The sequence below is a fragment of the Thioclava sp. genome, assembly GCF_048263065.1.
In the GTDB taxonomy this organism is placed as follows: Bacteria; Pseudomonadota; Alphaproteobacteria; order Rhodobacterales; family Rhodobacteraceae; genus Thioclava.
In genome coordinates this window covers 566,789-578,807 of the sequence record NZ_JBLXEM010000001.1, presented here as the reverse complement: position 1 = coordinate 578,807, position 12,019 = coordinate 566,789, and the positions used below count along the sequence as shown (strand labels likewise).

Sequence of the window (12,019 nt, the reverse complement as noted above, 5' to 3'; positions counted from 1 at the left end):
CAGCCAATGCCTAAGCAGGGAGAAACCGCAATTCCACGACCAAGCCGGGGTGATTGTCGGCCAACGACAACTCGGCCTCGTGCAAACCGGCCACCGCCTGTACCAAGGCTAATCCCAACCCATTCCCAGGCGTCGTGCGCGAGCGTTCCAGCCGATACAACCTGCGCAAAACCTGCGCGCGCTCGGCTTCGGGGATGCCGGGGCCATGATCGCACACGCGCAAGACCACAGCCTCAGGTCGGCGCGCGACTTCAACGCAGATCTGGGGCGCGGGACCACCATGACGGATCGCATTTTCGATCAGGTTCGACAGGAGCTGCCCCAAAAGTCCGCGATCCCCAAGCACGCGCGCTTGATCCTGCGCGCTGTCATGCAGGACCAATTGCCCGCCTGCTTCTTCGGCGCTTGCGGCGTAAAGTTCGGCGATATCGCCGGCCAGCGCCCTCAGATCGAGCGTCGCGAAACGCGTCTTCGGGCTGCCCGCTTCGATCTGCACGATTTGCAGTAAGGAATGAAACACCGCCACCGCACCCTCGGTTTCATCACCAGCGCGAACCGCAATCTGATGCGCCTTGCCGCCTTCGGGCAACACCGCGCGCAACTGCGCCAGCAGCACTGAAACACGCTGCATCGGGGTCTTGAGATCATGCGCGATATCTGCCGAAACCTGCCGCAACGCCTCTACCGTCGATTCCTGCGTCTCCGCCATCCGGTTCAACCGCGAGCCGATACGTGCCAGATCGTCCCCGCGCGCCGATTTGATCGCCGTTTCCGGCACGCGCGCGTCCAAACGCCCCTCCGTCAGATCGTCCAGCGTATCCTCAATCGCGCTGACCCGGCGGCGCGCGCGCATCCCGGCCCAAGCGCCATAGGCGGCCGAAACCAGTACCGAGGGCACGAAGGAAAAGATCAGGATCGCTAGGAATGTCGACGTCAATTCGGCAATCGGAGCGCGGCTTTCCCCGATCAGCAGCAGCCCGCCCGCCAGTGGCAGTTTTAACGTGTAATAGCCGTGTTTTGACAGCGGCGCATAATCGGGATGGCGCGACACCACCCACTGATTGTCCTGCTGAGCCACCCGCACATTGCCAACTTGACGACCATCAGGCAGCACAAAAGCAATCGCGCGCTCGGCGGGATCAGAGGCATGCGCCTCGGCGGAAACGATGATTGACAGCGTCTCGGGGTTGGCGGCGACCTGAAACACCGCCGTTTGCTGTTTAAGATCGGCGCGGATCGCATCTTCGGTCGATGAGCGCAGCGCAACATAGGCAAAGCCCAGCGTCACCAGCAGAATCGCAAAGACCAGCCCCATCAACCCTAGCGCCTGACGCAGCGGCGTCGAGGCAAGGATCGCCGCGCGATTAAGCCGCCCCGTCATCCGCCCTCAATCCGATAACCCGCACCGCGCACGGTGTGGATCAGATCGCGATCGAAGGGTTTATCCACCTTGTTACGAAGGCGCGAAATATGGGTCTCGACAACATTGGTTTGCGGGTCAAAGTTCAAATCCCACACCCCTTCCAGTAGCATCGTGCGCGTCTGCACCCGCCCTTTGCGGCGCAATAAAAATTCCAGCAGCGCAAATTCGCGCGGCAGCAGGTCAATTTCTTGCCCCCCCCGCGTTACACGACGCGCGATCAGATCCATCCGCAGATCGCCCGCCTCCAGCACCACCTGTTCGGCCTGTGTCTGCGGGCGGCGCGCGAGGGCCGTGAGGCGCGCTGACAGCTCTCCAAAGGCGAAGGGTTTGACAAGATAATCATCCGCGCCCGCATTCAGCCCCTCGATCCGGTCATCGACCCCGCCAATCGCGGTCAGAAAGATGATCGGCGTGGCAATTTTGGCCGCGCGCACGGCACGCACAATCGATAACCCGTCCAGTTCCGGCAACATCCGGTCAACGATGATCACGTCATATTCACCACCCAGCGCCTGAGACAGCCCGTCGCGCCCATTGGCAAGCGCATCGACCAGATGCCCCTCCTCGCGCAAGCCTTGGGCGACATAATCGGCCGTGGTCGCATCATCTTCGATTAACAATAGCTTCATCCGCGCGGCTTCCCTGTGATCTGCGATCTAAATGGCGGCTGTTTGGCCACAAGTCACGCCCCGCTCTCCCAAAGGTGAACAGGATTACACCGCTGCAATCTTCTTGCAGAGTTCCCGACAGGCTTGCGCGCTAGATACGGGGCATCCCTGACACAAGGAGAGAAAAATGCAGGACATTCGCAAAGTCAGTTTGCTACGCACGTTGGCCGCAACGGCGATGATCGGCGCAGGATCGCTTGCGACGAGCGGTCTGGTGCTGGTGCCCAACATGGCGGCCGCCGAGACCTTCACCAATACCGTCGACTTGGTCAAACAGGTGATGCCCGCCGTGGTGACCATCGAGATCAAGAAAAAGGCGAATGATCAGGAAATGGCCCAGATGGGCATGCCCGGGGGTTTCCCCTACGAGTATTTCTCGCGCCGTTTCGGCATTCCGATGCCCGGCGATCAGAACGGGAAAGGTCAGGGCCAAGGGCAGGGTCAGCAAGCGCAACGCCCTGAAATCACCGGACTTGGCACCGGCTTTATCATCGAAAAAGACGGCTACATCGTCACCAATGCCCATGTCGTTGACGGTGCAGACACCGTGAAAGTGACCTTCTCGGATGGCTCAACGGCGGACGCCAAGGTCATCGGCGAAGACAAGGCCACCGATATCGCGCTGATCAAGGTTGATACCAAGAAAGACCTGACAACCGTGGGCTTTGGCGATTCCGCTCAGGCGCAGGTCGGAGAGCCCGTAGTCGCAATTGGCAACCCGTTCGGGCTTGGCACGTCGGTCTCGACCGGGATCGTCTCGGCGCTGGGTCGCGATCTGCAATCGGGCCCGTTTGACAACTATATCCAGACCGATGCCGCGATCAACAAAGGCAACTCGGGCGGCCCGCTATTTGACGACAACGGCGAAGTGATCGGAATGAACACCGCGATTCTGTCGCCCACGGGTGGCTCGGTCGGGATCGGATTCTCGGTGCCCTCGGATACGATCAAGACCGTGGTGGCCGATCTGCAAGATGACGGTTCGGTCAAGCGTGGTTTCTTGGGTGTCTCGATCCAGCCGGTCAGCTCTGATATCGCGGCGGCTTTGGGCTTGGATAAGCCCGAAGGCGTTCTGGTGGCCGAGGTCAGCGACAACACGCCCGCCAAGAAAGCGGGCCTGAAACGCGGCGATATTATCGTGGCGGTCGATGGCAAGCCAATGAAAGCGCCGCGCGATCTGACGCGCGTGATTGGCTCGGATAATCCGGGCAGCACGGTGCAGCTGTCTTTGCTGCGCGCAAACAAGCCACTCACCCTCTCCGTCAAGCTGGAAGAGCGGCCCACCGATAACTCTGCGGGATAATCAGAGCCTGTCGATAGCAGTGTCACGCCCGGAGCCTTGCGTTGCGGGCGTGATCTTTTGTACGGAATTTATTGCGCGGCGTCGGGCGCTGGCGCATCTGTCGACGCAGGATCCGCGGGCAAGGCGACCTGATAGATCCGCCAATCGCGTTGACGGAAATGCCGCTCGGCGATCTGGCCCAATCCTTCGACATCGGATATCTCGCTGGGCGCCAGCACGATACCGCCCGGATGCGCCGCCATCCAGCGCCCCAGATCGGCGCTGTTATCCAGCACTTGAATGGGATCTTGCAAGCGCCCCGCATAGGAGAATTGCCCCGCATAGCCCACATCGGTTGTGGCCACCCCATGTTGCGAATGCGCCGCCAATAGCGCGCCCAATGGCGCCGGATCGTAAATCGGCCAGAGGATTGGCCAGACCATCGCCTGTATCGCCACCAAAGCAAGCGGCGCGGCCCACGCCTCGGCGCGCCAACCGGCATGGGCGCGCAACACGATCAGCGCGGCCAGCGCCAGAACCACCAAGCCGATGATCCAGAACAGCCAAGACCCGGTGCCTTCAGGCAGATCGGAAAACGCGCCAAAAGGCACCGCCGCCGCCGCAATTGCCACGCCGAGCCCGGGCAGCAACCATCCCAAACGCCAGACACGGCGGCGCGGCTCGGCCGTTGGCACCATCCCCGACAGCAACAGCGCAAGCGCCGGCATCTCAGGCAGCAAATAATGCGCCTGCTTGCCCGAAATCAGCGAAAACGCGATCAGCGCCGCAATCGCCCAAATGCTCACCATCCGCGCGCCGGCATCTGCCCAAAGCCGCGTCGGTTTCAGCGCCGCCAGCCCTGCCCGGCTCCAGCCCCACGGCCAGAGATAAAGCGGCAGCAGCGCGATAAAGAACCAGTCGGGGCGACCATGGGCAAAGCTTTGAACCATCCGGCCCGCGCTTTGCTTCCACAGGATTTGCTCGCGGTACTCCGCACCGCCAAGGATCACCGCAGGCCCCAGCCAAATCAGCACCAATCCCAGCGCAATCGCGAAAGCCAGTGCGATGCGACCATACCAACCTGCGATCCCCACGCGCCCCTCACGCGCCGCCCAAAGCGGCATCAACAGCGCGGCGGGCATGACATGCACCAAGATCACGGGGCCTTTCGCCAGCACGCCAAGCGCTAACGCTATTCCTAACCCGATCACCGGCCCAAGCCGTAACCCGCGCTGCAACGACCAAATCGACAGCATGCCCATCAGCGTTGCCGCGCTGAGCATCGTGTCAAACATCGTGGTCGAGCCATACAGTAGGAACAACCCCGAGGTCGCAAGGATCAGCGCCGCCAGACCGCTGCGTTCAGGCACATCGGGCCACATCGCCCGCGCCAGACGCGCGACCAGATAGACCGACAGCAACCCAAAAGCAGGGGCCACCAACCGCGCCGCCCATTCGCTTTGCCCAAACGCCATCCATGCCAGATTGACCAGCCAGAACAGCAGCGGCGGCTTGTGCGAATAAACCTCGCCATTGAGATGGGGCACAAATTTTGAGCCCCCCTGCCACATCTCCCATGCCACGGTCAGGTAGCGCGTCTCGTCAATCGCCATCAGCGGACGCATCATCATCAGCACCGTCGCAAACAGCGCAAATATCACCAGCGCACCGGTCAGCGTCACACGTCCGGAATTGGAGGTCATTGGCAAAACTTCCTTACTGGCTTTTAACGTCAGACATGCTTGACGCAACTATCCCCGCGACTGTCAAGCCCGCGACCCCTTGCGCATCTGAAACATGCGTAAAATATTTGGGAACACCTTTGCCCGCAAAAGCGTTATAAGGAGACGCGTAAAATATTGGGAGACATATTCGCATGAAGAAAATCCTTCTCGTTCTGCCGCTTGTGGCGGGCCTTGCGGCTTGTCAGGGGACTCAGGGGACCTCGCAAAATCAATCTGCCGCAACTGGCGCTGTCGCCGGTGCCGTATTGGGGGCCGCTGTGTCGAAAGACGGCGACCGCATTAAGGGCGCGGCCCTTGGTGCCGCTGCTGGCGGTGTCGCCGGAGCACTCATCGGGCAAGCGAACCAACCGGGGCAGTGTCGATATCGTGATGCCTACGGGCGCGAATACATCGCACCCTGCTGATACCCCTCTAAAGAGTTCATCGTTTTCGAGACTGGTAACCCTCGAAAACACCGCTCGGGCCTCGTGTCCGGGCGGTTTTTTATTGTTTGGCGCTGTTGCGCCGATTGTCGCAGGGCCATTGCCTCGTGCCGGGTAGCCCGCTATCTGGCAGCCCAAGCGCAGGAAACGAGATGACCGAAACGACCCCGCTCACGCCCAAAGAAATCCTTTCGCGCGTGGCCGCCCCGCAGACGCGCCGCTTGAAGGCTGCTGGCTGGTTGTCGGTGCTTGCGGCGCTGATCTGGCCCGCGCAAGCAGCCCTTGTCGGGTTGGTGCTGGGGGATCTGGTGGCACCGGGCGTCTCGCCGCCTCTGTCGCCACTGATGGGAGCTGCCGGGTTCATCGCCCTCGCATTGGTGCGCATTGTTTTAGACTGGATGGCGCTAAAACTAAGCGCGGATGCCGCCGAGGCAATCTTGACGAACGCCCGAACCCATCTGATTGAACATGCCGTGTTACAGGCCACGGGGGCCGCAGCCCTTTCACCCTCGCAAACCGCCTCGCTTATGGCTGAAAAACTTGCAGCCCTTGGCCCTTGGGCGACTCGCTATCAACCGACATTTATTCGCGCCCGCATCGTGCCGCTTGCCTTTATCCTGATCGCGCTGACGCAAAGCTGGGCCGTCGCGATAATCCTTTTGGTCGCCGGGCCGCTGATCCCGCTGTTCATGGCGCTGGTCGGGATGGCTGCGCAAGACGCCTCGGAGCGTCAGATGGTCGAGATCGGAGCGCTGAACAAGCTGCTGATCGACCGCATCGCCGCAATCACCGATCTGCGACTTCTGGGCGCCGAGGCTCGTTCTCGCGCGGATCTAGAGGTCAAGACAGACGATTTGCGCACCCGCACGATGGCGGTGTTGCGCGTGGCGTTTCTGTCCTCGACGGTGCTGGAGCTGTTCGCTGCGATTGGCGTGGCGATGGTCGCGGTCTATGTGGGTTTTTCGTTGATTGGCTGGATGAAATTTGGCTCTTGGGGCACGCCGATGACCCCGGCGACCGGGATTTTCCTGCTCATGATTGCGCCCGAATTCTTTCAACCGTTGCGCGATCTGGCCGCCGCTTGGCATGACCGCGCCGCCGCGTTGGCGGTGGCGGGCGAGTTGGACAGCGCCGAGACCGAGATCGCGAAAGCCAGCAAAATGTTGGGTCAGGGTGGCAGCGGGCAGCCCTTGGCCAGTGGCACGCTGCGTTGGTCCGGGTTGCAAATCCGTCCCGCCCAAGGGGCCACGCCCATTGCGATGCCCGATGGCGCGATTGAACCCGGTGAAGCGGTGGCGATCACAGGCACTTCGGGGGCCGGAAAAACCACGCTTTTGACCACACTGGCCGGATTGATCGTGCCCGAGGCGGGTGAAATCACGCTTGGCAACACAAGGTTGGATGATGCCAGCGCCGATGATTGGCGCGCCGCTTTGGGCTGGATTCCACAAACCCCGCGCTTTGCCGATATGACCCTGCGCCAGCTGATCACGCTGGGTCAGGATGGCGATATCTACGCGGCCCTTGATGCGGCGGCAGCGGGCGAGATCGTGGCCTCGCTACCCGAAGAGCTGGAGACGCGACTCGGTGATATGGGCGGGGGTGTTTCCGGTGGCGAGGCACGCCGTTTGCTGATCGCGCGCGCGCATTTCGCCCATCGTCCCTTGCTGTTGGCCGATGAGCCGACCGCTGATCTCGACCCAGACACCGCCGCCAAAGTCATCGCCGGGCTGGTCGGCCTGCGCGCGCGTGGCGTGACCCTGATTGTCGCAAGCCACGACCCCGCCATGGTCAGCGCGCTAGATCGCGCGATTGCGCTGGAGGCTGCGCCATGAAGGTGCTTTTGACCTTGATCGAGCGCCTTATCGCGCAACAAAAGAAGGCCTTCTCGCGCGGCCTGGCCCTGTCCTTTCTGGTGCTTGCGATGGGGGCGGCCCTGCTGGGTCTGTCAGGCTGGTTCGTGACGGCGGCCGCTGTTGCCGGGGTCGCTGGGATTGGTCTGGGGTTTGATTTCTTCCAGCCCTCCGCAGGCGTGCGCGGGCTGGCTCTGGGGCGGGCGGTTGCGCGCTATGGCGAGCGTGTGCTGACCCACGATGCGACTTTGCGCGCCTTGGCCGACCTGCGGCTGGCCCTTATGGACGGAGTCTCGCGCCGTCCGCATGAGGATCAGGCGAAGCTGCGCGGCGCCGAGGCGCTGAACCGGATCACCTCAGATGTTGATGCGCTGGACGGGTTGCTGCTGCGCCTTGCGCTGCCGTTCTTGGCGGGTGGAATGGTGCAGGTTTCCGCGCTGTTGATGTTGTGGTGGCTTGAGGGGCTGCCGATTGGCTTGGCGGTCTTCGTGATTTATCTGATCGGTGGCGGTGGCGGGTTGATCTGGGTGGCGCGAGCGGCGCGATCGGATGCGCGCGCGGCGGAAACCGCGCTGCAAGCGATCCGCACCCATGCGTTGGAATTGATGCGCGGTCGGGCCGACCTAACGGTGGCTGGTCAGTTGCGCGCCCAGACCGCGCGCGCATTGGCCGAGATCAACGCCGAAGCGATTGCCCGGCGCAATCTTGAGGCATTGGATCGCCGCATCGGTGCCGTGATCAGCGCGACTGCAGCCTTGGCAGGGGCTGCTGCCTTGGCAATCGGGGGCCAGATGGCGGCGGCAGGGCAAATCACGTCTGCGCGCGCCGCTATCGGTCTGTTCGTTGCGCTGGCACTGGCAGAGTCGCTGATGCTGCTGCGCCGTGGGATGGCCGAGATCGGGCGGATGCAAGAAGCGGGCGCGCGGGTTCTCGACCTCAGCGACACACCACCGCGCCCCGATGCCACCACGCGTCCGACGCCTATGCCGAGTGCTCCACTTTTACGCGCGAAAGGCCTTAGTTTTACGCGCGCGGGCGCGCAGGAACCGGTGTTCAAGGACCTCGACTTCGATCTGCACCCTGGAGAAACGCTATTTTTAACAGGCCCATCGGGAGCGGGAAAATCGACCGCTCTGGCAGTGCTGGCGGGGCTGCTTGCGCCCAGCTCAGGCACGCTTGAGATGCGCGGCGTCGCGATGGCGCAATGGCCCGAAGCAAATTTGCGTGAGCAACTGACGATGGTAACGCAGCGCAGCCAGTTGATCGGCGGGACGGTGGGTGAAAATCTTGCGCTGGCCTTGCCGCAAGGCACGTCGCTGCCCGAAGACGACGCGCGCGCGGCCCTGCACGCGGTCGCGCTTGATGAGGTGATCAATGCCCGCGGCGGCTTTGCAGCGCTTTTGGGCGAAGGCGGGGCGGGCTTATCGGGCGGTCAGGCCAAGCGTTTGGCGCTGGCGCGGGCCGCTTTGCGTCGCCCCGATGTGTTGCTGCTTGATGAGCCGACCGAAGGTCTTGATCCCGAAACAGCGCGCGCAACCCTGCAAGGATTGCGCCAACTGCTACCCGACTCAGGTATCATCGTCGTGTCGCACCGCAGCCCGGACCGCGCCTTTGCCAGTCGCGAAGTTGCCTTGATTTAAGTCAACGCTGCGACGAATCGCCTCAAAAGGCTACAAACCCCCAAAATACTATCAAGAATGGCCCGTAACGACACTTTTCACAGTTTCGTGCGACAACTCGTCCTTTGATCTATCAGCCCGTTGGGTGCAGACCCGCGCTCACAAAATACATCTGAGAATCACATTTCTATGTGATTATAGTTAAACTCGGATGGAAGTAGGAAACGGAGAACGAGTATGGATATCGGGATCGTTGACCTGTCACGGCTGCAATTTGCCATGACCGTCATGTATCACTTCCTCTTCGTACCGCTGACGCTTGGTCTATCGATCATCGTGGCGATTATGGAGACGGTCTATGTCATGACCAATCGCCCAATTTGGCGGCAAATGACGAAGTTCTGGGCAACATTGTTTGGTATCAACTTCGTGCTGGGTGTGGCGACCGGGATTACGATGGAATTCCAGTTCGGCATGAACTGGAGCTACTATAGCCACTATGTGGGCGACATCTTTGGCGCACCACTGGCCATTGAGGGGCTTATGGCCTTCTTTATGGAAGCCACCTTCGTCGGGTTGATGTTCTTTGGTTGGGACAAGCTGAGCCCGGTCAAGCACATGGTCGTGACGTGGTTGGTCGCTATCGGGTCCAACTTTTCGGCGCTGTGGATTTTGATCGCGAACGGCTGGATGCAAAACCCCGTCGGGGCTGCGTTCAACCCGCTGACGATGCGCATGGAAATGACCTCGTTCTTTGATGTGGTGTTCAACCCGGTTGCACAGGCGAAATTCGTTCACACCGTTTCGGCGGGTTATGTGACGGCGGCTGTGTTCGTGATGGGCGTTTCCAGTTGGTATATGCTTAAAGGTCGCCATTTCGAACTTGCGCGCCGTTCGATCGCGGTTGCTGCGGCCTTCGGTTTGGCCTCGGCACTGTCGGTTGTCATCTTGGGCGATGAGTCGGGTTACTTATCGACGCATAACCAAAAAATGAAACTCGCCGCGATGGAAGCCATGTGGGACACGGAACCCGCACCTGCCTCGTTCACACTGTTCGGCATTCCCGATCAGGAAGCGCGCGAAACCAAATATGCGGTGCATATTCCGTGGGCGATGGGCCTGATCGGCACGCGTTCACTGACCGGTCAGATCGAGGGTATCAACGAGTTGGTCAAAGGCTCGGAAGAGCGGATTAGAAACGGCATCATCGCCTATGACGATCTGCTAAAAATCCGTGCAGCGAAGGGCGATGTCAGCCCCGAAGTCAAAGCACAGTTCGACGCCAATGTCGGAGATCTCGGCTATGCTTACCTGCTGATGCGCTACGTCGATGACCCGCGCACCGCAACGCCGGCACAAATTCAGCAGGCGGCGAACGATACCGTACCAACCGTGTGGCCAATCTTCTGGTCGTTCCGCATCATGGTGGCGCTTGGCTTCTCGTTCATCGCGGTAATGGCCTATTTCTTCTTCGTCGCGAACTGGAGAGGCATGCAGTACCCGCGTTGGGCGCTACACGCGGCGGTCTGGATTATTCCTACCCCGTGGATTGCCGCCGAATTGGGCTGGTTCACCGCTGAATTCGGACGCCAGCCTTGGACAGTGGACGGGGTGCTGCCCACGGCGCTGTCAGTAAGCCACCTGTCGGTTGGCGATCTGCTGATCACGTTGGCGGGCTTTGTCGCCCTCTACACAGTGCTCTTCATCATCGAAATGGGCTTGATGATTAAATTCATCAAAAAAGGCCCCTATCAGGACGTGGAACTGACGCAAAACTGGCAGCAGCGGCATGAAGACCGCCTGTCTGGTCGCAGTTCCTCCGTCACCATGCCAGCGGAGTAAGAAAATGATTCTTTCCGAATTAATCAGCCTTGATGTGCTGCGCGTGATCTGGTGGCTCTTGCTGGGTGTGTTGTTGATCGGCTTCGCGCTGACCGATGGCTTCGACCTAGGTGTGGGCGCGTTGCTCCCATTCGTTGGAAAAACCGACACGGAACGTCGTGTGGCGATCAATACGGTCGGCCCCGTCTGGGAGGGCAACCAAGTGTGGTTCATACTTGGCGGCGGTGCGATCTTTGCCGCTTGGCCGCCGCTTTACGCGGTCAGCTTCTCGGGTTTCTATCTGGCGATGTTCGCGATTCTTGCCGCGCTCATCCTGCGGCCCGTGGCGTTCAAATACCGCTCCAAGCGGGACGGCCACGCTTGGCGTAACGGCTGGGACTGGGCGCTGTTCGTCGGTGGCGCAGTCCCAGCCCTGATCTTCGGCGTGGCCGTGGGCAACGTACTGCAAGGCGTGCCCTTCCAGCTGAATGAGATGTTGATGCCGCTCTATCCGGGCAACTTCTTCATCAAGTTCATCTCGCTGCTCAACCCGTTTGCTTTGCTCGCCGGTGTCGTCTCGATCTCGATGCTGATGATGCATGGCGCAGCATGGCTCACGCTGAAAACCGAAGGTCCGGTGCAAATGCGCGCACGGGCAATCGGATCAGTGGCGGGGATGGTGGCGTTCGTCACCTATATCCTCGCAGGTGTCTGGCTTGCTTTTGGGATCAAGGGCTACACGATCACCTCGGTCGTGCCCGATAACGGCCCGTCAAACCCGCTGTTCTCGACCGTTGAACACGGTGGCAGCTGGTTGTCGGCCTATTCGGATCGCCCGTGGATCGCGATTGCACCGATCTTTGGACTTCTCGGCATCGCGCTGGCCACGTTGGGTCTGCGCGCAGGTCGCGAGGGTTCAACACTGCTACTGTCGAAACTGGGCATCTTCGGGGTGATTTCATCGGTCGGTTTGACGATGTTCCCGTTCATCCTGCCCAGCTCGATCCAACCCGATGCGTCGCTGACTGTCTGGGACGCGTCGTCCTCGCAGCAGACGCTGTTCGTCATGCTTGTCGTCACGGTCATCTTCATGCCGCTCATTCTTGCCTACACTGCCTGGGTTTATAAGGTTCTGTGGGGCAAGGTGACGGTCGAAGAGATCGAAAGCGACAGCCATTCCTACTGA

9 protein-coding genes are annotated in these 12,019 nt (G+C 60.9%); 6 read left to right on the top strand and 3 right to left on the bottom strand.

Features of this window, described 5'->3' with window-relative positions; all coding sequences use genetic code 11:
• Positions 1-10: 10 nt before the first annotated feature.
• Positions 11-1,381: a sensor histidine kinase gene (locus ACN0SD_RS02920; RefSeq protein WP_417806709.1), complete on the bottom strand. Its 1,371-nt coding sequence runs from the start codon at positions 1,379-1,381 to the stop codon at positions 11-13.
• Entirely contained in the window at positions 1,378-2,052 is a 675-nt protein-coding gene (locus tag ACN0SD_RS02915; RefSeq protein ID WP_417806708.1) for a winged helix-turn-helix domain-containing protein, read from the bottom strand. Before ACN0SD_RS02915 ends, ACN0SD_RS02920 begins: the two co-directional genes overlap by 4 nt.
• Before the next feature lie 166 nt (positions 2,053-2,218).
• Here ACN0SD_RS02915 and ACN0SD_RS02910 point away from each other — a divergent pair, with 166 nt between their 5' ends.
• On the top strand, positions 2,219-3,394 hold the full coding sequence (locus tag ACN0SD_RS02910; RefSeq protein WP_417806707.1) for a S1C family serine protease: 1,176 nt from the start codon (positions 2,219-2,221) through the stop codon (positions 3,392-3,394).
• Between the two features lie 68 nt (positions 3,395-3,462).
• Here the strand turns inward: ACN0SD_RS02910 and ACN0SD_RS02905 are convergent, their stop codons facing one another.
• Positions 3,463-5,076 (bottom strand): ArnT family glycosyltransferase, encoded by a 1,614-nt coding sequence (locus ACN0SD_RS02905; RefSeq protein WP_417806706.1) that lies wholly within the window; start codon positions 5,074-5,076, stop codon positions 3,463-3,465.
• 173 nt (positions 5,077-5,249) lie between these two features.
• On the opposite strand from ACN0SD_RS02905, the gene ACN0SD_RS02900 reads away from it, so the two are divergent.
• From ACN0SD_RS02900 to cydB, 5 genes are all read left to right on the top strand, one after another.
• Positions 5,250-5,522 carry a glycine zipper 2TM domain-containing protein gene (locus ACN0SD_RS02900; RefSeq protein ID WP_417806705.1) on the top strand — a complete coding sequence of 91 codons (273 nt, stop codon included), beginning with the start codon at positions 5,250-5,252 and terminating at the stop codon, positions 5,520-5,522.
• Positions 5,523-5,692: 170 nt separating this feature from the next.
• Complete coding sequence (locus ACN0SD_RS02895; RefSeq protein ID WP_417806704.1) at positions 5,693-7,375, top strand: ABC transporter ATP-binding protein/permease; 1,683 nt, start codon at positions 5,693-5,695, stop codon at positions 7,373-7,375.
• Positions 7,372-9,033 (top strand): amino acid ABC transporter ATP-binding/permease protein, encoded by a 1,662-nt coding sequence (locus ACN0SD_RS02890; protein ID WP_417806703.1) that lies wholly within the window; start codon positions 7,372-7,374, stop codon positions 9,031-9,033. The genes ACN0SD_RS02895 and ACN0SD_RS02890 overlap by 4 nt, the downstream gene beginning before the upstream one ends.
• Before the next feature lie 216 nt (positions 9,034-9,249).
• On the top strand, positions 9,250-10,854 hold the full coding sequence (locus ACN0SD_RS02885; RefSeq protein WP_417806702.1) for a cytochrome ubiquinol oxidase subunit I: 1,605 nt from the start codon (positions 9,250-9,252) through the stop codon (positions 10,852-10,854).
• A gap of 4 nt (positions 10,855-10,858) precedes the next feature.
• The gene (gene cydB, locus ACN0SD_RS02880) at positions 10,859-12,019 is read left to right on the top strand and encodes a cytochrome d ubiquinol oxidase subunit II (protein ID WP_417806701.1); all 1,161 of its coding nucleotides are present in this window, start codon (positions 10,859-10,861) and stop codon (positions 12,017-12,019) included.

Excerpts from the sequence above, each read along its gene's own strand:
- ACN0SD_RS02895 (WP_417806704.1), top strand. The coding sequence starts at position 5,693 with ATGACCGAAACGACCCCGCTCACGCCCAAAGAAATCCTTTCGCGCGTG.
- ACN0SD_RS02920 (WP_417806709.1), bottom strand. The coding sequence starts at position 1,381 with ATGACGGGGCGGCTTAATCGCGCGGCGATCCTTGCCTCGACGCCGCTG.
- ACN0SD_RS02915 (WP_417806708.1), bottom strand. The coding sequence starts at position 2,052 with ATGAAGCTATTGTTAATCGAAGATGATGCGACCACGGCCGATTATGTC.
- ACN0SD_RS02900 (WP_417806705.1), top strand. The coding sequence starts at position 5,250 with ATGAAGAAAATCCTTCTCGTTCTGCCGCTTGTGGCGGGCCTTGCGGCT.
- ACN0SD_RS02890 (WP_417806703.1), top strand. The coding sequence starts at position 7,372 with ATGAAGGTGCTTTTGACCTTGATCGAGCGCCTTATCGCGCAACAAAAG.
- ACN0SD_RS02910 (WP_417806707.1), top strand. The coding sequence starts at position 2,219 with ATGCAGGACATTCGCAAAGTCAGTTTGCTACGCACGTTGGCCGCAACG.
- ACN0SD_RS02885 (WP_417806702.1), top strand. The coding sequence starts at position 9,250 with ATGGATATCGGGATCGTTGACCTGTCACGGCTGCAATTTGCCATGACC.
- ACN0SD_RS02905 (WP_417806706.1), bottom strand. The coding sequence starts at position 5,076 with ATGACCTCCAATTCCGGACGTGTGACGCTGACCGGTGCGCTGGTGATA.
- cydB (WP_417806701.1), top strand. The coding sequence starts at position 10,859 with ATGATTCTTTCCGAATTAATCAGCCTTGATGTGCTGCGCGTGATCTGG.